Origin of the sequence: Streptomyces shenzhenensis (assembly GCF_003688995.1) — a bacterium.
Classification (GTDB): Bacteria; Actinomycetota; Actinomycetes; order Streptomycetales; family Streptomycetaceae; genus Streptomyces; species Streptomyces shenzhenensis_A.
This window is the reverse complement of the sequence record NZ_PENI01000002.1, coordinates 370684-391391: the sequence shown is the minus strand read 5'-3', so window position 1 is coordinate 391391 and position 20708 is coordinate 370684. Positions and strand designations below refer to the sequence as shown.

The 20708-nt window shown below is 72.9% G+C and carries 20 protein-coding genes and 1 riboswitch; of the genes, 9 read left to right on the top strand and 11 right to left on the bottom strand.

The features are described from left to right. Positions 1 to 39 precede the first annotated feature (39 nt). Positions 40 to 2424, top strand: a complete 2385-nt coding sequence (locus CTZ28_RS04660) for a transglutaminase TgpA family protein (protein WP_121887923.1) — start codon at positions 40 to 42, stop codon at positions 2422 to 2424. Between the two features lie 136 nt (positions 2425 to 2560). Here the strand turns inward: CTZ28_RS04660 and CTZ28_RS04655 are convergent, their stop codons facing one another. From CTZ28_RS04655 to CTZ28_RS04645, 3 genes are all read right to left on the bottom strand, one after another. Then, complete coding sequence (locus tag CTZ28_RS04655; protein ID WP_121887922.1) at positions 2561 to 2956, bottom strand: DUF3040 domain-containing protein; 396 nt, start codon at positions 2954 to 2956, stop codon at positions 2561 to 2563. Positions 2957 to 3233: 277 nt separating this feature from the next. Then, on the bottom strand, positions 3234 to 4004 hold the full coding sequence (locus CTZ28_RS04650; RefSeq protein WP_183154266.1) for a methyltransferase: 771 nt from the start codon (positions 4002 to 4004) through the stop codon (positions 3234 to 3236). Positions 4005 to 4234: 230 nt separating this feature from the next. Then, positions 4235 to 4813, bottom strand: coding sequence for an SAV_6107 family HEPN domain-containing protein (locus CTZ28_RS04645; RefSeq protein WP_121887921.1), 579 nt, complete (start codon positions 4811 to 4813; stop codon positions 4235 to 4237). Between the two features lie 235 nt (positions 4814 to 5048). On the opposite strand from CTZ28_RS04645, the gene CTZ28_RS04640 reads away from it, so the two are divergent. Both CTZ28_RS04640 and CTZ28_RS04635 read left to right on the top strand, forming a co-directional pair. Then, on the top strand, positions 5049 to 5678 hold the full coding sequence (locus tag CTZ28_RS04640) for a TetR/AcrR family transcriptional regulator (RefSeq protein WP_121887920.1): 630 nt from the start codon (positions 5049 to 5051) through the stop codon (positions 5676 to 5678). A gap of 433 nt (positions 5679 to 6111) precedes the next feature. Beyond that, positions 6112 to 7620: a phytoene desaturase family protein gene (locus CTZ28_RS04635; protein ID WP_183154265.1), complete on the top strand. Its 1509-nt coding sequence runs from the start codon at positions 6112 to 6114 to the stop codon at positions 7618 to 7620. 66 nt (positions 7621 to 7686) lie between these two features. Here CTZ28_RS04635 and CTZ28_RS04630 read toward each other — a convergent pair whose 3' ends face one another. The 6 genes from CTZ28_RS04630 to CTZ28_RS04605 all read right to left on the bottom strand — a co-directional run bounded on the left by CTZ28_RS04630 (position 7687) and on the right by CTZ28_RS04605 (position 12822). Then, positions 7687 to 8661 carry an SCO2102 family sporulation regulator gene (locus CTZ28_RS04630; RefSeq protein WP_121887918.1) on the bottom strand — a complete coding sequence of 325 codons (975 nt, stop codon included), beginning with the start codon at positions 8659 to 8661 and terminating at the stop codon, positions 7687 to 7689. Positions 8662 to 8717: 56 nt separating this feature from the next. Beyond that, entirely contained in the window at positions 8718 to 9641 is a 924-nt protein-coding gene (metF, locus tag CTZ28_RS04625) for a methylenetetrahydrofolate reductase [NAD(P)H] (RefSeq protein ID WP_121887917.1), read from the bottom strand. A 104-nt stretch (positions 9642 to 9745) separates the two neighbouring features. Continuing rightward, positions 9746 to 10432, bottom strand: a complete 687-nt coding sequence (thiE, locus tag CTZ28_RS04620; RefSeq protein WP_121887916.1) for a thiamine phosphate synthase — start codon at positions 10430 to 10432, stop codon at positions 9746 to 9748. A 299-nt stretch (positions 10433 to 10731) separates the two neighbouring features. Continuing rightward, positions 10732 to 11097, bottom strand: a complete 366-nt coding sequence (locus tag CTZ28_RS04615) for an Rv2175c family DNA-binding protein (RefSeq protein WP_121887915.1) — start codon at positions 11095 to 11097, stop codon at positions 10732 to 10734. A 67-nt stretch (positions 11098 to 11164) separates the two neighbouring features. Beyond that, positions 11165 to 12394 carry an NAD(P)/FAD-dependent oxidoreductase gene (locus CTZ28_RS04610; RefSeq protein ID WP_121887914.1) on the bottom strand — a complete coding sequence of 410 codons (1230 nt, stop codon included), beginning with the start codon at positions 12392 to 12394 and terminating at the stop codon, positions 11165 to 11167. A gap of 32 nt (positions 12395 to 12426) precedes the next feature. Continuing rightward, positions 12427 to 12822 (bottom strand): avidin-fold protein, encoded by a 396-nt coding sequence (locus CTZ28_RS04605; protein ID WP_121887913.1) that lies wholly within the window; start codon positions 12820 to 12822, stop codon positions 12427 to 12429. Between the two features lie 53 nt (positions 12823 to 12875). After that, positions 12876 to 12987, top strand: a riboswitch (TPP riboswitch). Here CTZ28_RS04605 and thiO point away from each other — a divergent pair. The 5 genes from thiO (at position 12985) to CTZ28_RS04580 (ending at position 18995) form a co-directional block, all read left to right on the top strand. After that, a complete protein-coding gene (gene thiO, locus CTZ28_RS04600; protein ID WP_121887912.1) occupies positions 12985 to 14148 on the top strand; it encodes a glycine oxidase ThiO in 1164 nt (387 codons plus the stop codon). Its footprint overlaps the riboswitch before it by 3 nt. Next, positions 14145 to 14345, top strand: a complete 201-nt coding sequence (thiS, locus tag CTZ28_RS04595) for a sulfur carrier protein ThiS (RefSeq protein WP_121887911.1) — start codon at positions 14145 to 14147, stop codon at positions 14343 to 14345. The genes thiO and thiS overlap by 4 nt, the downstream gene beginning before the upstream one ends. Positions 14346 to 14348: 3 nt before the next feature. Continuing rightward, positions 14349 to 15143, top strand: a complete 795-nt coding sequence (locus CTZ28_RS04590) for a thiazole synthase (RefSeq protein WP_121887910.1) — start codon at positions 14349 to 14351, stop codon at positions 15141 to 15143. Positions 15144 to 15348: 205 nt separating this feature from the next. Next, entirely contained in the window at positions 15349 to 17277 is a 1929-nt protein-coding gene (gene pknB, locus CTZ28_RS04585; RefSeq protein ID WP_121887909.1) for a Stk1 family PASTA domain-containing Ser/Thr kinase, read from the top strand. An 821-nt stretch (positions 17278 to 18098) separates the two neighbouring features. Continuing rightward, complete coding sequence (locus tag CTZ28_RS04580) at positions 18099 to 18995, top strand: deoxyribonuclease IV (protein WP_121888103.1); 897 nt, start codon at positions 18099 to 18101, stop codon at positions 18993 to 18995. A gap of 31 nt (positions 18996 to 19026) precedes the next feature. Here CTZ28_RS04580 and CTZ28_RS04575 read toward each other — a convergent pair whose 3' ends face one another. Next, positions 19027 to 19668: a sulfite oxidase-like oxidoreductase gene (locus CTZ28_RS04575; RefSeq protein ID WP_121887908.1), complete on the bottom strand. Its 642-nt coding sequence runs from the start codon at positions 19666 to 19668 to the stop codon at positions 19027 to 19029. 167 nt (positions 19669 to 19835) lie between these two features. On the opposite strand from CTZ28_RS04575, the gene bfr reads away from it, so the two are divergent. Next, complete coding sequence (gene bfr / locus CTZ28_RS04570; RefSeq protein WP_121887907.1) at positions 19836 to 20315, top strand: bacterioferritin; 480 nt, start codon at positions 19836 to 19838, stop codon at positions 20313 to 20315. On the opposite strand, the gene CTZ28_RS04565 is transcribed toward bfr, so the two are convergent. Next, positions 20312 to 20563, bottom strand: a complete 252-nt coding sequence (locus CTZ28_RS04565; protein ID WP_259471473.1) for a (2Fe-2S)-binding protein — start codon at positions 20561 to 20563, stop codon at positions 20312 to 20314. The two genes, bfr and CTZ28_RS04565, sit on opposite strands and share 4 nt — an antisense overlap. Positions 20564 to 20708: the final 145 nt, after the last annotated feature.

Below are 20708 nucleotides of genomic sequence, written 5' to 3'. Positions count from 1 at the left end.
GTGGTCCGGTGGTTTGGCGCGCGGGCGGAAGGTGACGGCATGAGCGGGCGGGTCCGACTGGCGATAGGCGCCGCCGTGGCCACGATGATGGCGGCGTGCGCCCTGCTGCCGCTGGTCTCCCCGGTGAACTGGATCCTCCAGGCGGGCCTCCTGGTGACGGTGCAGGCGGCCGTGGGCGCGGTGACCCGGCGGGTGCCGCTGGCCCGGTCGCTGACCGTGGCGGCCCAGGCCCTGGTGAGCCTGATGCTGCTGACCCTGGTCTTCGCGCGGGAGCACGCGCTTTTCGGGCTGGTCCCCGGGCCGGACACCTTCCGTTACTTCGCCGACCTGCTCCAGCAGGGCTCGGACGACGTGAGCCGGTTCGCGATCCCGGCGCCCCTGTCCGACGGCATCCGGCTGATGCTCGTCGGCGGTGTCCTGGTGATCGGGCTGATCGTGGACGTCCTCGCGGTGACCTTCCGCAGCGCGGCCCCGGCCGGGCTGCCGCTGCTGGCCCTGTACTCGATCGCCGCGGGCCTGTCCGACGGCGGCACCGACTGGCTGTGGTTCCTGGTCGCGGCCGCGGGCTATCTGATGCTGCTGCTCGCCGAGGGCCAGGAGCGGCTCTCCCAGTGGGGCCGGGTCTTCGGCGGCGCCGCGCGTTCCCCCGACGGGCCGGCGAGCGGAACGGTGGCGCCCGTCCGCACGGGCCGGCGCATCGGCATGGTCGCTCTGGGCGTCGCCCTGGTGGTGCCCCTGGCCCTGCCGGCGATGCGGGGCGGCCTCCTGGACGGCACCGGAACCGGGGTGGGCGCGGGCAACGGCAACGGCGGCACCATCTCCGCGGTCAACCCCCTGGTGTCGCTGCGCGACAGCCTGAACGTGGACGAGGACCGCCAGGTCCTGTCCCTGAAGAGCAGCTCGAACACCGTCTCGAACCTGTATCTGCGGATCGTCTCCCTGGACGACTTCGACGGCACCACCTGGAAGCCGTCCCAGCGGCACATCATCGGCGTACCGGACCGGTTCCCCACGCCGGCCGGGCTGAGCCAGGCCGTCAGGCGCTCGGAGGTCAGGACGAGGGTCACGGCCGCCGACTGGTACGCGCAGGACTGGCTGCCGATGCCGTACCCGCCGAGCGGCGTGCAGGTCTCGGGCAAGTGGCGCTACGAGCCGGTGGGCATGACGCTGGTCGGCGACCACGGCCAGAACACCCGCGGTGCGGTGTACGAGGTGACCAGCCTGGACGTGCAGCCGACCGCGGAGCAGCTGGCCTCGGCACCGGAGCCGTCGGAGGCGCTCAGGCGCGAGTACACCAAGGTGCCGAAGTCGCTGCCGTCGGTGGTGGCGAAGACGGCCGAGCAGGTCACCGAGGGGGCGACGAGCCACTACGAGGAGGCGGTCAAGCTCCAGGACTACTTCGCCGTGACCGGGGGCTTCCAGTACGACACCGAGGTGCAGATCGGCCGGGGCGCCGACGCGATAGCGACCTTCCTGGAGAAGAAGCAGGGCTTCTGCGTCCACTTCTCCTTCGCGATGGCCGCGATGGCCCGCACCCTGGGCATCCCGGCCCGGGTCGCGGTCGGCTTCGCGCCCGGCACGACACAGTCGGACGGCACGGTGGCGGTCGGCCTGAAGGACGCGCACGCCTGGCCCGAGCTGTACTTCGAGGGCGTGGGCTGGACCCGTTTCGAGCCGACCCCGACCCGGGGCACGGCGCCCGAGTACACCCAGTCGGACACGCCCGGCACCTCCCTTCCGGACGTGACGCGTCCCTCGCAGCAGGCGTCCGAGGCGCCCTCCGCCACGGCGTCGCCGACCGAGAGCTGCACGGCGCAGATGCGGAAGCTGGAGGCGTGCGACAGCCCGTCGGCGCAGGCCGTGGTGACCGGCGGCGGTGACGGCCCGAAGTGGTGGCAGTCGGCGCTGTGGGCCGTGGGCGGGCTCGTCGTGCTGGTCCTCCCGTTCTCGCCACTGCTGTGGCGCAAGCGGCTGCGGGCCGTACGGCTGGGCGGGCACGCCCGTACCGAGGAGGGTGCGGCGGCCCACACGCTGGCGGCCTGGCAGGAGCTGACCGACACCGCGTGGGACTTCGGGATCCTGCCGGACGAGTCGCAGACACCGCGCCGGGCGGCGGCCCGGATCGTCCGGCTCGGGCATCTCGACCCGGCGGCCGGTGCCGCGGTGCACCGAGTGGCGGACGCCCTGGAACAGGTCCTCTACGCGCCTCGGCCGCAGCCGACGGCCGGCCTCGCGGAGGATGTGCGCCGGGTGACCGGGGCGCTGGGCAGCACGGTCAGCCGGGGTACGCGGCTGCGCGCGCTGTTCGCGCCGCGCTCGGCCGTGCGCGTGCTGTGGGCGGTGTCGGCGTGGTCGGCGGCGCTCAGGGCGCGGGTGGCGGCGCGACGGCCCGCCCTGCGCAAGCCGTCCGGCCAGGAGAGCTGACGCGAGGCCGGGGAAGGGGGCTCGAAGGGGCCTCTGCGAGCCGCCCCGGCCGCATGACTGAGGGGTGACCACCCGTCATGGGTGGTCACCCCTCAGTCATGTATGCGGTGTGGCCCTGTTCTCCCGGTGGCGCTCCCTAGCGGCCGCCCTGCTCGTCGCGGCGGCGCTGCCAGCGCTGTTCGATACGGTCCATCATGGAGCGCTTCGGCCGTGTCTGACGCCGCGTGTGCGGGGCACCCGCGGCGGGCTGCTCGCCCGGCTTGGGGGCCTTGCGCCAGCCCGTTACGGCGAGTACCGCACAGCCCAGCATGACGAGGAAGCCCACCACGCTGACCCAGATCTGCTGCGCGACCATGCCGGCCATGAGGAGCGCGATACCTACGAGGAAACCCGCGACCGCCTGGTAGGCCCGTCGTCGGGTGTACGTGCGCAGCCCGTTTCCCTCAAGCGCTGTCGCGAACTTGGGATCTTCGGCGTACAGCGCTCGCTCCATTTGCTCGAGCATGCGCTGCTCGTGCTCCGAGAGCGGCACGGAGTCCTCCTCATCGTGCAGTCGCCGGGGCGACCCGGGGGGTCCCTACAGGATAGGCAGGGAATCGCCCCCGTGAAACCCGCCCCTCTAGGCCATTTGGCCAACCGGAACCCGCCATGCCCGTCCCGGCTCGCTGAAGCTTCCATTCCCCAGCGGCCGACCCGTCATGCCGGGCGGTCTCCTTCGATCATACGGCGCAAACCCCTCGATCGGGGGGCCTGTGGCGTACTCCATGTGCTGCCGCGGCCCTGATCAGCGGTGTGGCCCGGGAGGTCACTCAGTCCTCACCGGCCCCGTGTGTCTCGCCGAGCACGTGGATCTGCGTGGCCACGGAGTGGAACGCCGGCAACTCGGCCGCCGCCTCCTCCAGCTTCAGCAGGGCGTCTAGGGCCCCGGGCTCGGTGTCGACGAGGACTCCGGGCACCAGGTCGGCGAAGACCCGCACGCCGTGCACGGCGCCGACCGTGAGGCCCGCGCCCTCGACCAGCGTGGTGAGCTGCTCGGCGGTGAAGCGCCGGGGCACCGGATCGCCCGCGCCCCAGCGGCCGTCGGGATCGGCGAGTGCCTGCCTGGCCTCCGTGAAGTGGCCGGCCAGGGCGCGGGCGAGCACGGCACCGCCGAGCCCGGCCGCGAGCAGGCTGAGGACGCCCTCGGGGCGCAGGGCGGCCACCACGTTGCGGACACCCTCGGCGGGGTCGTCGACGTACTCCAGGACGCCGTGGCACAGCACCGCGTCGAAGCCGCCGCGCGCCACGACGTCGAAGAGGCCGCGGACGTCGCCCTGGACGCCCCGCACCCGGTCGGCGACCCCGGCCTCGGCGGTCCGGCGCTCCAGCGCGAACAGCGCGTTGGGGCTCGGGTCGACGACGGTGACGCGATGCCCGAGGCGGGCGACGGGCACCGCGAAGTTGCCGCTGCCGCCCCCGGTGTCGAGGACGTCCAGCGAGTCCCGACCCGTGGCCTTGACCCGGCGGTCGAGGGCGTCCTGGAGTACCTCCCAGACCACGGCGGTACGGAGAGAGGCGCGGGGTCGCATCGGGTCCGACACGGCAGTTGACTCCTCGGCGCGGCACCACCTGTTGCCCGGCGGCGCGAACGGGGTCCCTCCCCCGCCCGGGGCGCGGGAGGAGGGAAGGCTTCAGGCGTTGTCCACCCTATTGCCTTTGCCGCCGTACCTGGTCATCGCGGGGGCGCGCGGCCCTGCGCGTCCCGTGCGACGGGCCGGGAGGGCCCGGCGTCCGCGCGGCCCGGTCGCGGCCCGGCGGTTCTCGGGTCGGCTCAGCCCGCGTCCGGTATGCCCCTTTCCGTCAGGCCCGTGCCGTCGGCGCGGGCGGCCGGTTCGGCGGGGTCCTGACGGGGCCGCGGCAGGACCGGCTGGAGCACCAGCATCCGCTCCACGATCCGGAGGAACATCGCCACGTCGCGTATCAGATCGTCGGCGTCCCGGCGGCTCGCCGCGTCCCGGATGCCCGCCTCGGCCCGGGCGCGGCGGGCCGCGCCGGAGGCGAACAGGGCGCTCCACTCGGTGAGTTCGGGTGCGATCTCGGGGAGCACCTCCCAGGCGCTCCGGATCCGCGCCCGGCGCCGGGCGGTGGGTTCCGGGCGCGCCCGGGCGGCGAGGACGGCGGCGGCGGTGCGCAGGGCGGCGAGGTGGGCCGTGGCATAGCGCTCGTTGGGGGTTTCGAGGACGGCGGCCTCGTCGAGTCCGGCACGGGCCTGGGCGAGCAGGTCGAGGGCGGCGGGCGGGGCCGTGGCCCGGCGGAGCACGGGGTGCACGTCGCCCGCCGGGCCGGTCAGTGAGGGGGCAGGGCCGGTGGCGCGGCGCCGGTGGGCGGCTGCTGCGGACGAGCTGGCCATGACGAACCTCCTGTCGTCTGTGTGACGGCACACCCGATACGAGGTGCCGTATGGGCCCATCGTGCGGTATGCCACTGACAATCCGTTCTGACCTGGTCTTTTGCTTCGATCGACAGTTCGGGTCGGCTGGTGGGCCGACCAGTCGGCGCACGCTGCCGAGGCTCCGGCCGACGTCGGCGGGCGGCGGCCCCGGTCCGGGCCCGCCGGGCAGCCCGTTGCTGTGAGAATCAGGGCCATGGAAAGCAGCAGTGCCGCGCCCGGCGGCAGCACACGCCGCGAGGCCACCCGGCAGCGGCTCTACGAGGCGGCCGTCACGCTCATCGCCGAGCAGGGCTTCTCCGCCACGACGGTGGACGCGATCGCCGAGCGCGCCGGGGTCGCGAAGGGCACGGTCTACTACAACTTCGCGAGCAAGTCGGTCCTCTTCGAGGAGTTGCTGCGGCACGGCGTGGGCCTGCTCACCGCCTCACTCCGGGAGGCGGCCGAGCGGACGGCGCGCGAGGGCGGCAGCACGGTGGACGCCCTGGACGCGATGATCCGCTCCGGTCTCGTCTTCATCGACCGCTACCCGGCCTTCACGCAGCTGTACGTGGCCGAGCTGTGGCGCACCAACCGCGCCTGGCAGTCCACCCTGCTGGTGGTGCGGCAGGAGGCGGTCGCGGTCGTCGAGGGCGTGCTGCGCGCGGGCATGGCGGGCGGCGAGTTCAGCGAGGAGATCGATGTGCCGCTGACGGCGGCGGCGCTGGTCGGCATGGTGCTGGTGGCGGCGCTCGACTGGAAGTCGTTCCAGTCGGAACGCTCCCTGGACGACGTCCACGCCGCCCTGTCCCGGCTGCTGCAGGGCCGGGTGAGCGGCAGGGGATGACGGAAAGCGCCGGTCCGCCGTGGCCGCGTCCCCCGCGGGCCACCTCGAACCGGCGCTTTCCCGTGCTCCCCCGTATTTCCCCCGTGATCTCCCCCGTGGGAACCCCCGTTGCGGTCTTCCCCCGGTTCCCCCGGTTCCCCCGTGTCCTCGCTTCCGCCGACGAGTCGGCGGAAGGAGCGGCTCGGGGCGGTCACCGTTCCGCCGCCCCGTGTCGGCGGTGCCGGTCCCTGTTCCCCTGCCGTGCCTCCACTCTCTCGTTCCCGCAGGCCGGAACCCATCCGCGCGCGTACTCATCTCACCGCCTAGGTACCCGTACTCAGCCGTCCGCGCTCATGCGCAGGGCGCGGCGCCGTCCCCTGGTGACGATCGCGTCCGTGTCCGTACTGACCGCCCGCGGCCCCGGCTGTCGGTGGCGGTCGATAAAGTCGCAGGCATGGCACGGATTGCAGTGATCGGCGCCGGGATGGGCGCGATGGCGGCCGCCGCCCGGCTGGCCGTCGCGGGCCACCGGGTGGTGGTGTACGAGCGCACGGAGACGTACGGCGGAGCGGTGCGCCGTTTCGAGCGGGACGGCTTCGGCTTCGACACCGGCCCGGGGGTGCTGCCGCTGCCCGCGGTCTGGCGCGATCTGTTCCTCAAGACCGGCAAGGAGCCGCTGGAGGACTGCGTCCGGCTCACCCAGGTCGACCCGTCGTCCCGGCACGTGTTCGCGGACGGCACGGAGGTGTCGCTGCCGAACGCCTCGCGCGCGGGTGTCGTCGCGGCCCTGGACGAGGCCCTGGGATCCGGTGCCGGGCAGCGCTGGGGCGACTTCCTGGTGCGCGCCCGCGAGGCCTGGGACCGCACCCGCCGGCCCCTGCTGGAGGAACCGCTGTGGCCGAACTGGGCGGTGCTGGCCGGACGCGAGCCCTATCCGGCGGTCCCCCACAAGCGGCTGCTGCGCACCCGCCGGGCCGCGACGCTCGCCGAGATCGGCGCGTGGGAGCTGCGGGACCCGCGGCTCGCCGCCCTGCTGGCGGGTCACGCGCTCGGGTACGGCCTGGACCCGGGGACCGCGCCGGCGAGCGCGGCCGTGCTGCCGTACATGGAGCACGCCTTCGGTGTCTGGTACGTCGACGGCGGCATACGGGAGTTGGCACGCGCGGTGTACGAGCGGTGCATGCGGCGCAGGGTCGAGTTCGTCTTCGGGGCCGAGGTCACCGGGGTCCTGGAGAAGGACGGCCGCGCGGCGGGGGTGGAGTTGGCGGACGGGAGGGTGGCCGAGGCGGACACGGTGGTCGGCACGGGCCCCTGGCGGCTGCGCGGCCTGCTGCCCGGCCGCGAGCCGTACGGGCCGGGCGCCGTGGAGCCGACCGCCGAGGAGCTGTTCCCGGGCCGGGTCGTGGTGTGCCTCGCGCTGCGCGGCGGCCGGGAGCCGGGGGCGGCGCACCGCACGGTGGTGCACTCCCCGGACGCGACGGCCGAGTTGGACCTGTTCACGGCGGCGGGGACGCCCGAGCGGCCCACGGTCCGTATCGACCGGCCGGACGACCCCGCTCTGCGCCCCGACGCGGCGCACGAGTCCATGGTGGTGACGGCGACGGTGCCGTCCGCGGCGGGGTACGACTGGAGCGCGCCGGGCGCCGCCGACGCCTTCGCGGACCGGATGGCCGCCGCCGCCGAGCGGGCGGTGCCGGGGCTGCGGGAGCGCGTGCTGTGGCGCGAGGTGCGCACGCCGGTGCACACCGAGCGGGAGACGGGGGCCGTGGGCGGGGCCGTTCCCCCGCCGTCGCTGGCCGGGGCCGAGGGAACCCTGCATCCGTCCAACAGCACGGCGATACCGGGCCTGTTCGGGGTCGGCGGCTGGTCGCATCCGGGGGGTGGGCTGCCGCACGCGGGGATGTCGGGCGCGCTGGTCGCCGGGCTGATCGTGGAGGGGCCGGACTTCCGGGGCTCGCAGTGAGCTCGTGGCTCGGCGCGCGGTGAGCCGGGGGCTCGCGGTGGGCGCCGGCGTCGCGGGGGCGGCGTCTCAGAAGCGGTAGTGCTCGTCGTATCCGTTGCCGTTGCCCTGCTGCTGCCCGTTGTTCTGCTGCTGGTTGTTCTGGTACGGGTAGGGCTGTTCCTGCGGGAGTTCGCCGCCGTAGACCTCGTCGGTGCGCTGCTGCGGGACCCAGACGCCGCCGGCCGGGGTCTCGCCGTACCCGCCGGTGCCGTACTGGTCCTGGCCGTACGCCTGTTGGCCCTGGCCGTACTGCTGGCCGCCGTACCCGTGGTCGTAGGAGGCGTCGCCGTAGCTCTGGGCGCCGACGTACGGGTCGGAGTAGTTGGCGTACTGCTGCTGGCCGTTGGTGTCGTAGCCGTACTGCTGCTGGCCGTAGCCGGAGTAGTCGTAGGCGTAGCCCTGGTCGGTGCCCTGGGCGGCCGTCGCGTAGGACGGGTCCTGGTGCTGGGCGGCTGCCGTGTGGGCGGCGTCGCTGTATATGCCGTAGGAGCCGGTTTCGTCCGGCAGGGGCTGCGGCTCGTAGACGGCGGTGGGCTCGGCCGCGCGCGCGTTCGGCGCGAACACGTCGTCACGGTCGTAGCCGTCGTCCCGGCCGTACGGGACGCCGTCGCGGCCGTAGCCGCCGTCCTGCCCGTAGCCGTCGTCGTCCCGGCCGTGGCCGGACCGCGCCGCCTCCGGATCCGGGACCTCGGGTGTGGGCTCGTCGTGGTCCGGCTCGTCGCCCCGGCGTTTTCTGCCGCCCTCGCCCCGGCGGCTGACCGTCCAGCCTTCGGCGAAGCCGCGGCGGAACGACAGGGTCACATAGGTCTGGCCGACCGCGAAGGCCACCGCGCCCAGGCCGATGACGACGACGTTGGAGATCAGCACGCCGAGCACGACGCCGAGGAAGCCGACGAACGCGAGCAGTCGCCAGCGCAGCCGCGCCTTGTACTGCAACAGCACCTCGCCGAGCAACCACAGCGCGACGATGCCGAACGCGATGTAGAGGACCGTCCAGCCCATGTACGCCCCTCTCCCAGTGACCGTTACGCAGTGTGTCGTATGCCGGTATGGCCGGTCTAGGCCCGCGGGGGATGGTGCAGGCCCAGGTTCTCGTAGATTTCCAGCGGCGCCGTGGAGTTGTTGAGCGTGATGAAGTGCAGTCCGGGCACTCCCTCGGCCAGCAGCCGCGCGCAGAACTCCGTGGCGAACTCGATGCCAATGGAGCGTACCGCCGCCGGATCGTCCTTCGCTGTGAGGATCCGCTCTTTCAGGGCCTCCGGGAACCGGGCGTTGCTGAGCTGGGGCAGCCGCTCCAGCATCCGCAGGCTTGTGACCGGCAGGATCTCGGGGATGACCGGGGTCTCGCAGCCGGCTGCCGCGACCCGGTCACGCAGCCGCAGATAGGACTCCGGCTCGAAGAACATCTGCGTGATGGCGTAGTCGGCGCCCGCACGGCACTTGTCGACGAAGTGCGCGACGTCCGTGTCCCAGTCCCTGGAGCGCGGATGCATCTCCGGGAAGGCGGCGACCCCCACGCAGAAGTCGCCCGACTCCTTGATGAGTGCGACGAGTTCGGCCGCGTAGGTCAGGCCCTGGGGGTGCGGCACCCACGCGCCCATCGGGTCGCCGGGCGGGTCGCCGCGGACGGCGAGCATGTTGCGGATCCCGGCGTCCGCGTACTGGCCGATGATGTTGCGGAGTTCGGCGATGGAGTGGTTGACGGCGGTGAGGTGGGCGACCGGCGTCAGCGTGGTGTCGACGACGATCTGCTGGGTCTCCTTGACCGTGGTCGCGCGGGTGGAGCCGCCTGCGCCGTAGGTCACCGAGACGAAGTCGGGAGCCACCGCCTCGACCCTGCGCAGCGCGTTCCACAGGCTCCGCTCACCCTTGGGCGTCTTCGGCGCGTAGAACTCGAACGAGTACGTCGTCTTGCCGGCGCGCAGGATGTCACGCACGGTGCGTGCGCGGTCGGTCCTGGTGGATGCGGTTCCGAGGGCCATACCCGCAGGTTAGCCAGGGGCGGCCGGTCCCCCAACCGAGCGCCGGAAATTTGCCCCATTTTTCGAGTTTTGTCGAGTTCTTGTCCACTCCTTGGACAAGGCCGTCAGGCCACCCGCAGCCGCTCGGTGAACTCGGCCGCCGCCGCTCCCGGGTCGTCGGCCTCGGTGATCGCGCGGACGACGACCACCCGGCGGGCGCCGGCGTCGAGCACCTCGTCGAGGTTGCCCAGGTCGATGCCGCCGATGGCGAACCAGGGCCGGCCGGTGCCCAGCGCGGCCGTGTACCGGACCAGGTCCGGTCCGGGCGCGGGCCGGCCGGGCTTGGTGGGGGTGGGCCAGCACGGGCCGGTGCAGAAGTAGTCCACACCGTCCTGGACGGCCGCGGCGGCGGCCTCCGCCGGGGCGTGCGTGGAGCGGCCTATGAGCACGTCGGCGCCGAGGACGGCGCGGGCCGCGGGCACCGGGAGGTCGCCCTGTCCGAGGTGGAGCACGGCGGAGCGGGCGGCATGGGCGACGTCCGCGCGGTCGTTGACCGCGAGCAGCTTGCCGTGCCGGGCGCAGGCGTCGGCGAACACCTCCAGGTGCGCCAGTTCCTCGGCCGCCTCCATGCCCTTGTCGCGCAGCTGCACGATGTCGACGCCCGCGTCCAGGACCGCGTCCAGGAACTCGGCGAGGTCGCCCTGGCGCTTGCGGGCGTCCGTGCACAGGTAGAGCCTGGCGTCGGCGAGCCGGGCCCGGGCCGCGCGGGCGGCGGTGTCGGCGTCGGTCTCGGTGTCAGACGTGTCGGACATGCGGTGCGTCCCCCGGTGTCGGTGGTGCGGGTGCGGGTGCGGGTGTCGATGGTGCGGTGGTGCGGTTGTCGGTGGTGCGGGTGCGTTGTGTGGGCCACGGGGAGCGTAGTGGTCCGGTGTCGGTGACGTACGGACCGCGGAAGGGGCGCCGACCGGGTGGATCGCGGAGTTGCGGACAGCACGGGAGGACGCCCCTTCCACGGGGCCGGGCGAGCCACGCCCGGGCCGGCCGGCGGCCGTGGTCGGCCCCGGCCGTGGCCCGTCCGGGGGCCACGGCCCGTACGCCAGGGTCGTTCGGATCAGACGGCGAGCGCCTGGGCGCGGCGCTTCACCTCCGTGCCGCGGTTCTCACCGAGGGCCTGCGCCGGGGTGCCGGGCAGGGTCGGGTCGGGGGTGAACAGCCACTCCAGCATCTCTTCGTCCGTGAAGCCGTCGTCCCGCAGCAGCGTCAGGGTTCCGGACAGGCCCTTGACGACCTTGTCCCCGTCGATGAAGGCGGCGGGAACGTGCAGCGCGCGGTTCTCGCCACGGCGTACGGCGATGAGCTGGCCCTCCTTGACCAGCTGCCGCACACGTGTCACCTCGACGCCGAACTGCTCGGCGATGTCGGGGAGGGTGAGCCAGGCGGGCACGAGAGCATCGATCTTTGCGTCAATCTCGGTCACGGAAACAGCGTGCCATCCCGGACTGACAGTCGGAAGCCGGACCCGTCCGACCTGGGGTTCCCGCGCGTCACGCGAGAGCCTCCTTGAGGGGCCGCGCCGGGTCTGCGAGCAGCTCCGGAGCCATCGGCGTGCCCGCCTCGATCAGCCGCCGCCCCTGCGCAAGGTCACGCGGGCGGCCCACGGCCAGCAGAGCGACCAGCCGGTCCGCGCGCAGCCAGCAGACGGTCCACGCGGGCCCCAGGGGGTCGCCGCGCCACAGCAGTGTGTCGGCCGCCGGGTGGTGGCCGACGTACTGCACGAAGCGGCCGAACTGCTCGGACCAGAAGTACGGCACCGGGTCGTAGCCGGTCGGGGTGTCGCCGATGATGTTCGCGGCGACCGTACGCGGCCCCTGGAGTGCGTTGTCCCAGTGGTGCACGAGCAGCCGCTCGCCGTACCGGGCGGAGGGGAAGGAGGCGCAGTCGCCGACCGCGTACACGTCCGGCACGGAGGCGCGCAGGTACGCGTCGGCCACGACCTCCCGGTCGGCGCCCAGCTCGATGCCGGAGCCCGCCAGCCAGCCGGTGGCGGGGCGCGCGCCGATGCCGACCACGACGGCGCCCGCGGGCAGCCGCGAGCCGTCGGCGAGCACCACCGCGCCGGGCTCGACGCTCGCCACGCGCGCGTGGGTGCGCAGTTCGGCGCCGCTGTCCGCGTACCAGGCGGTCATGGGTGCCGCGACCTCGGCCGGGAGCGCGCCCGCGAGCGGCCGGTCGGCGGCCTCGACGACCGTGACCGCGCAGCCCGCCTCGCGGGCCGCGGTGGCGAACTCGGCGCCGATCCAGCCCGCGCCGACGACCACGATGTCGTGCTGCCGGGCGAGCACCGGGCGCAGCCGCTGGGCGTCGTCCAGGGTGCGCAGCAGATGCACACCGGGCACACCCTCCGTGCCGGGCAGCCGGATCGGTTCGGCGCCGGTGGCGAGGACCAGGACGTCGTACGGCACGGGTCCGGCCGCGGTGTCCAGCTCGTGTTCCGCGGGGCGTACGCCGAGCGCCTCGCGGCCCAGGTCGAGGGCGATGCCGAGCGACTCGAAGTCGACCTCGAAGGCGGAGCCCTCGGCCTTGCCGAGCAGCACGGCCTTGGACAGCGGTGGACGGTCGTACGGCCGGTGGGGTTCCGCGCCGACCAGGGTGATCGTGCCCCTGAACCCCTGTTCCCGCAGGGCGACCGCGGTCTGCACCCCGGCCATGCCCGCGCCGACGACGACCACGCGCCGCCCCTGTGACGTGCTCCGTCGCTGCGTCTGCTGGCTCACGTGATCACCATAGTCACGTGTCGATTCGTCGGTCAGGGGGCGTGCTGGGTGACCTGCTGCACAACGGGACCGCCCGCCGCGGCCGGGGGCTCCGCGAGCTGCTCGACCACGCTCGTCCCGCTGCCCGGCTGCGACTCCCACGCCCAGGTCTCCGTCAGCCGCACCCGGCCGTCGGGCAGTTCGCCGACGGTCGACTCGCAGTGCCCGGAGGAGGTGCTGCCGTCGTGCTTGAGCTGTACGTACCGGAAGTCCAGCCGGTCGCCGCGCCGGGTGCCGACGAGATACCCGCGCACGATGTCGCCGCCGGCGTACTCGGCCCAGACTCGGCCGTCCCTCTCGTGGTACGTGAACCGGGTGCCGGTACCCACCTGGCCCGGGGCCTGGTCGGCGACGGGGGCGAGCACGAGACCGTCGAGCGAGCGGGCCATGAACGGAGGCTCCCTTACTGAGGCGGACGGCGGCGGGCTAGGGTGGCCACCGTACAAGCACTCGCGGGAGCCTGGACGCACCGGGCTGAGAGGGAGGCTGGCGGCCTCCGACCGTACGAACCTGATCCGGGTCATGCCGGCGAAGGGAGGGGCTGGACGCCCATGTCGTCACGTACGTCGGACGTTCTCGTCATCGGGGGCGGAATCATCGGCCTGGTCACGGCCTGGCGGGCCGCGCAGCGCGGGTTCGCCACGGCCGTCGTGGACCCCGCGCCGGGCGGCGGGGCCGCGCAGGTCGCGGCCGGGATGCTGGCCGCGGTCAGCGAACTGCACCACGGCGAGCAGACGCTGCTCGGCCTGAATCTGGCCTCGGCCCGCCGCTATCCGGAGTTCGCGGCCGAGCTGACCGAGCTGACCGGCCTCGACCTCGGCTACCGCCGGTGCGGCACGCTCGCCGTCGCACTGGACGCCGACGACCGGACGCACCTGCGCGACCTGCACGCGTTGCAGCAGCGCTCGGGGCTGGAGTCCGAGTGGCTGTCCGGCCGGGAGTGCCGCCGCCTGGAGCCGCTGCTCGCGCCGGGCGTGCGGGGCGGGCTGCGGGTGGACGGCGACCACCAGATCGACCCGCGGCGGCTCGCGGCGGCGCTGCTCGCGGCGTGCGAGCGGACAGGCGTGGTGCTGCACCGCGCGTGGGCGGAGCGCTGCACGGTGCTGCGGGACCGGGCCGTCGGGGTGGCCACCGCGGACGGCACCGAGCTGGGCGCGGGCCAGGTGGTGCTCGCGGCCGGCAGCCTGAGCGGACGGCTGGCGGGCCTGCCGCGGGACGTGCTGCCACCGGTGCGGCCGGTGAAGGGGCAGGTGCTGCGGCTGACCGTGCCCGCGCGGTACGCGCCGTTCCTGAGCCGCACCGTGCGGGCCGTGGTGCGGGGCAGCCAGGTCTACCTGGTGCCGCGGGAGAACGGCGAGCTGGTGGTCGGGGCGACCAGCGAGGAGCTGGGCTGGGACACGACGGTGACCGCGGGCGGCGTGTACGAGCTGCTGCGGGACGCGCACGAGCTGGTCCCGGGGATCACCGAACTGCCGCTGACCGAGACCCGGGCCGGGTTGCGGCCCGGGTCCCCGGACAATGCGCCGCTGCTCGGCCCGACCGCGCTCGACGGGCTGCTCATGGCCACCGGGCACTACCGCAACGGCGTGCTGCTCACCCCCGTCACCGGGGACGTCATGGCACACGCCCTGGCCACCGGGGACCTCCCCGAGGAAGCTCGTCCGTTCACGCCCGCGCGCTTCGGCGCCACCCACCGCACGGAGCAGCCCGCATGATCATCTCTGTCAACGGGGAGCGCCGGGAGATCACGCCCGGCACGGCTCTCGACACCGTCGTGCAGACCCTCACCTCGGCGCCCGGCGGGGTGGCCGCGGCACTCAACGAAACCGTCGTCCCGCGCGCGCAGTGGCCGGCCACCGCCCTCCGCGACGGCGACCGCGTCGAAGTCCTCACCGCCGTCCAAGGAGGCTGAGCCATGGCCGACGATCCCTTCGTCCTCGGCGGTACGTCCTTCACGTCCCGCTTGATCATGGGTACGGGCGGCGCGCCCAGCCTGGACGTGCTGGAGCGGGCGCTGGTCGCCTCCGGCACGGAGCTGACGACCGTGGCGATGCGCCGGGTCAACCCCGATGTGCACGGATCCGTGCTCTCGGTGCTGGAGCGGCTCGGCATCCGGGTGCTGCCGAACACCGCGGGCTGTTTCACGGCGGGTGAGGCGGTGCTGACCGCGCGGCTGGCCCGCGAGGCGCTCGGGACCGATCTGATCAAGCTGGAGGTGATCGCCGACGAGCGGACGCTGCTGCCGGATCCGATCGAGTTGCTGGACGCGGCGGAGACCCTGGTCGACGACGGGTTCACGGTGCTGCCGTACACGAACGACGACCCCGTGCTGGCGCGGAAGCTGGAGGACGTGGGGTGCGCGGCCGTGATGCCGCTCGGCTCGCCGATCGGTTCGGGGCTCGGGATCCGCAACCCGCACAACTTCCGGCTGATCGTGGAGCACGCGCGCGTACCGGTGATCCTGGACGCGGGAGCCGGTACGGCGTCGGATGTGGCGCTGGCGATGGAGCTGGGGTGCGCGGGGGTGATGCTGGCGTCGGCCGTCACGCGGGCGCAGCAGCCGGAGCGGATGGCCGCGGCGATGCGGCATGCCGTGGAGGCGGGGCGGCTGGCCCGGCTGGCGGGGCGGATTCCACTGCGACACTTCGCCGAGGCGTCGTCTCCTGCGGAGGGCTTGGCCGTGTTCGATCCGGAGCGGCCTGCGTTCTGAGCGGGGTGGGTCTGGGGGGTGTTCTCCCACCCGCGCACCGCCTGTTTACTGTCGGCTGCGTGGTGAACGTCGCCTGTGGGGGCGGGGCGCCGTCGGCGGGTGCGGGTTCGGGTGGGGGGTGGGATGCGTCACAGGTCGGCTGCAGTCGGGCTGTTGTGGCGGTGGAGACGGGGGGCTGTCGGTCCCGGATCGTAAAATCGGCAGCGTGGATACGACCCTTCAGGACCCTCTCGTCGGGCAGGTGCTCGACGGCCGTTATCGCGTCGACGCCCGGATCGCGGTCGGCGGGATGGCCACGGTCTACCGGGCCCTGGACACCCGCCTGGACCGGATCCTCGCGCTCAAGGTGATGCATCCGGCGCTGGCCGCCGACGGATCGTTCGTGGAACGGTTCATCCGGGAGGCGAAGTCGGTGGCCCGGCTCGCCCACCCCAATGTCGTCCAGGTGTTCGACCAGGGCACGGACGGGTCGTACGTCTACCTCGCCATGGAGTACATCGCCGGGTGCACCCTGCGCGACGTGCTGCGGGAGCGGGGCGCGCTCCCGCCGCGGGCCGCGCTGGACATCCTGGAGCCGGTGCTGGCCGCGCTCGGCGCCGCGCACCGCGCCGGGTTCGTGCACCGGGACATGAAGCCCGAGAACGTGCTCATAGGGGACGACGGGCGGGTCAAGGTCGCGGACTTCGGACTGGTGCGGTCGGTCGACACGGTGACCAGTACGACGGGGGCCGTGCTGGGCACCGTCGCGTACCTCGCGCCGGAGCAGATAGAGAACGGGACCGCGGATCCACGCGTCGACGTGTACGCGTGCGGTGTGGTCCTCTACGAGATGCTGACCGGACAGAAGCCGCACGACGGGGACTCCCCCGCGGTGGTTCTCTACAAGCACCTCCACGAGGACGTGCCGCCGCCCTCGGCCACCGTGTCCGGGCTGCCGTACGCGCTGGACGGGCTGGTCGCCGCGGCCACCGCCCGTACCCCCGCGGTCCGGCCGCAGGACGCCGTGGCGCTGCTGGCCCAGGTGCGGGAGTCCCGTGCGGGGCTCACCGACGATCAGCTGGACGCGGTGCCGCCGCAGGCGCTCTCCGCGGAGCACGACATCGCCGAGGACCGTACGAGCGTGATACCGCGCTCGCTGACGGTGCCCCGGCTGCTGCCGGTGAACGAGGACGACGACCTAGGTGCGGGCGACAACCGGACGACCCGGTTCGAGTCCCCGGGCGTGCCGCCCCGGCGGCGGTCCGTCCGGCCCGGGCGGGGACTGATCACGCTCGTCGTCGCCGTGCTGGTGGTCTTCGGTGTCGGGGCCGGCGTCTGGTACATCAACTCCGGGCAGTTCACGAAGGTGCCGCCGCTGCTGGCGAAGACCGAGGCGCAGGCGCGGGAGCGGCTCAAGGAGGCCGGGCTCGACGTCAAGGGGGTCGAGCACGCCTACAGCGACACGGTGCGGCGCGGCACGGTCATCAGCACCGATCCCCGGGCCGGTGCCCGCATACGCAACAACGACTCGGTGACGCTGACCATCTCCGACGGCCCGGAGACCGTGAAGGTGCCCGATCTGGCGGGCCGCGGGCTGGCCGACGCGAAGGCGCTGCTCAAGAAGGGCGGACTGGAGCCCGGCATGGTCACGCGTGCGTTCAGTGACAGCGTGCCCAAGGACGCGGTGATCGGCACCGAACCGGCGGCCGGCACCGAGCGGCACGCGGGGTCGGCGATCGCGCTCACCGTCAGCAAGGGCAGCCCGATCGACGTGCCGGACGTCACCGGTGAGGACCTGGACAGCGCACGGCAGGAGCTGGAGGACGCCGGGCTCAAGGTGGAGATCTCCACGGAGCAGGTGAACTCCGAGTTCGACAAGGGCCAGGTCGCCCGGCAGACCCCGGCCGGTGACAGTCAGGCGGCCGAGGGCGACACGGTGCGGCTGACGCTGTCCAAGGGCCCGGAGATGGTCGAGGTGCCGGATGTGGTCGGGGCGAGTGTCGGCGACGCGACCAAGCTGCTGGAAGCCTCCGGCTTCAAGGTCTCGGAGGACCGCGGGCTGCTGGGCCTGTTCGGCGACACGGTGAAGAAGCAGTCGGTCACCCCGGGCGAGACGGCCCCCAAGGGCTCAACAATAACGATCACCATCCGCTAACCGCCCCCAGCGGCGGGGCGGGCGTCGTGAGCGCGGGCGGGCGGGACCCGCCACCCGGCAACTGAACCGCCCCCGCCCACGGTTCGGCGACCGCGCGCGCCGTGCGCCACCGCCATCCCGCGGACGGACCCGCGGATCGCACCCTTGCCATCCGGCGGCTGGATCAGGACCCCATCCGCAGCCGCCCCGCGACTAGGCCCGGGGCCGCCACCGTCGCCCGCCGACAGCGGAACCTGCGCCCGGAAGCGGGGCGCGCGTCGTGGTCACGGGCGGGGTGGGACCCGCCACCCGGCGACTGAACGGGGCCCCGCCACCGGCCACGCTTCGGCGACCGAGCGCGCGCCGGGCGGCACCGCCATCCCGCGGACGGACCCGCGGATCGCACCCTTGCCATCCGGCGGCTGAATCGGGACCCCACCCGCAGCCGCCGTCCAGCGGCCGGATCCGCTGCCTGGCCGCCATCGCCCAGCGGCGGGGCGCGCGTCGTGGGCACGGGCGGGTGGGACCCGCCACCCGGCAACTGAACCGAACCCCGTCACCGGCCACGCTTCGGCGACCGAGCGCGCGCCGGGCGGCACCGCCAGCCCGCGGACGGACCCGCGGATCGCACCCTTGCCGTCCGGCGGCTGAATCGGGACCCCACCCGCAGCCGCCGTCCAGCGGCCGGATCCGCTGCCTGGCCGCCATCACCCAGCGGCGGGGCGCACGTCGTGGGCACGGGAACCGCCGTCCCGCTGCTCGTACCAGTGCCGCCCCGTCCTCGTCGGTGGTGGAGGCGGCGTTTTTGTGGGGGTGGGGTGGCGTGGCAGGGTGAACGGGTGATGAGTCAGCAGTCCGGTTCTGTCCTGCCGCCCGGTCGCTCGCGCAATCCCGTGGGCGGGCATGTTCCCGTGGCCGGCGGGCTGCACTCGGTGGGGCTGTCGTACGCCCGTGAGCTGAAGGCGGAGACCGTGCAGGTCTTTGTCGCCAATCCGCGCGGCTGGGCCACCCCCACCGGGAACCCCCGGCAGGACGAGGAGTTCCGCGCGGCCTGCGCGGAGGACTCGATCCCGGCGTACGTACACGCCCCGTACCTGATCAACTTCGGCTCGCACACCGAGGCCACCGTGGAGAAGTCGGTGGAGTCGCTGCGGCACTCGCTGCGCAGGGGGCGGGAGATCGGCGCGCTGGGCGTGGTCGTGCACACGGGCAGCGCGACCGGCGGGCGGCCACGGGAGGTGGCGCTGAAGCAGGTGCGCGCACACCTGCTGCCGCTGCTGGACGAGCTGACCGATGACGACGACCCGTTCCTGCTGCTGGAGTCCACCGCCGGGCAGGGCGCCTCGCTGTGCTCGCGCACCTGGGACTTCGGGCCGTACTTCGAGGCGCTGGACGCCCATCCGAAGCTGGGCGTGTGCCTGGACACCTGCCATGTCTTCGCCGCCGGGCACGACCTGACCGGACCGAACGGCATGCACCAGACCCTGGACCTGCTGGTGGACACGGTGGGCGAGGGCCGGCTGAAACTGATCCACGCCAATGACTCCAAGGACGTGGTGGGCGCCCACAAGGACCGGCACGAGAACGTCGGCGCCGGACACATCGGCGAGGATCCGTTCCGGGCACTGATGACGCACCCGGCGACGGCCGGCGTACCGCTGGTGATCGAGACGCCGGGCGGCAAGGAGGGGCATGCGGCGGACGTGGCACGGCTGAAGCGGCTGCGGTCTCCCCTCTGACACCACCTCTGACACCACCGCCGAGGCGCCGTCAGAGTTCGGGGCCGTCCCCCGGCTTCTCCTGGTAGGAGTAGCGCTGCTCCTGCCAGGGGTCGCCGATGTTGTGATAGCCGCGCTCCTCCCAGAAGCCACGGCGGTCGGCGGTCATGTACTCGACCCCGCGGACCCACTTGGGGCCCTTCCAGGCGTACAGGTGGGGCACCACGAGCCGGACCGGGAAGCCGTGCTCGGCGGTGAGCAGTTCGCCGTCCTTGTGCGTCGCGAAGATGGCACGCTCGGAAGCGAAGTCGAACAGGCGTAGGTTCGAACTGAAGCCGTATTCCGCCCAGACCATCACATGGGTGACATTCGGCGCGGGCGGGGCGACCTCCAGGATCGCGCTCGCCCGGACGCCACCCCACTCGGATCCGAGCATGCTGAACTTGGTCACACAGTGCAGATCGGCCACGACGGTGGTGTACGGCAGGGCCGTGAACTCCTCGTGGTTCCAGCAGTGCTTCGCACCGTCCGCGGTGGCGCCGAAGACCCTGAACTCCCAGCGTTCGGGCCGGAACTTGGGCACCGGCCCGTAGTGCGTGACCGGCCAGCCACGCTGCAACCGCTGCCCCGGCGGGAGCTCGGACCGTACGCCCTCTCCTGACGCTCCAGACCCGCGCTCCACCGGATGACCCATGTCTCCATCCTGACAGACCCGGAGCGGTGCACCTGACCATCGCCCCTTAACGGGACATACGACACAATGCACTCACTTAATGACTAAGTATGCACTTACTGGACGATCTTCGTTTCCGATGCAATCATTCCGCCGCAACCTCCCCCCATCCGGAAGGAGCCTCTGCGATGCAGGGCGACCCCGAGATCATCGAGTTCCTGAACGAGCAGCTCACCGGCGAGCTCACCGCGATCAACCAGTACTTCCTGCACGCGAAGATGCAGGAGAACTTCGGCTGGTACAAGCTCGCCGAGTTCACGCGACGCGAGTCGTTCGACGAAATGAAACACGCCGAGGTGCTGACCGACCGGATCCTGTTCCTCGAGGGGCTGCCGAACTACCAGCGGCTGTTCCATGTGCGGGTGGGGCAGACCGTCAGGGAGATGTTCGAGGCGGACCGGCAGATCGAGGTGGAAGCGATCGACCGGCTGCGGCGCGGGATCAAGACGATGCGCGAAAAGGGTGACATCACGTCCGCGAACATCTTCGAGTCGATCCTGGAGGACGAGGAGCACCACATCGACTACCTGGACACCCAGCTGGAGCTGGTGGACAAGCTCGGCGAGGCGCTCTACATCGCGCAGGTCATCCAGCAGCCGAAGAGCTAGGCGGCCTCGTCGAGGTCCTCGACCGCTTCGATGCGGGCCGGCACCGGCCTGCCCTGCTCGGCCGGCGCACGCCGCGGGCACGCGCCACGCCCCAGCAGCGCCTGGATCCGGCGTACGCACGATCCGCAGTCGGTGCCCGCCTTGCAGGCCGAGGCTATCTGGCGGGGGCTGCAGGCGCCGTCCTCCGCGTGCTGTTTCACCTGCTGCTCGGTGATCCCGAAGCAACTGCAGACGTACACGCGGTTCACCTCCCACCGGGATCGGTCACTTGCGCCATCCCCGTTGATCGGTGAGGCAAACCTAACCTTACCCATCGCGCAGAGCTCACAAAAGCGGGAAGGGGCGCGGATCGCATGTGATCCGCGCCCCACTTCACATCCCGGTGACGTACCC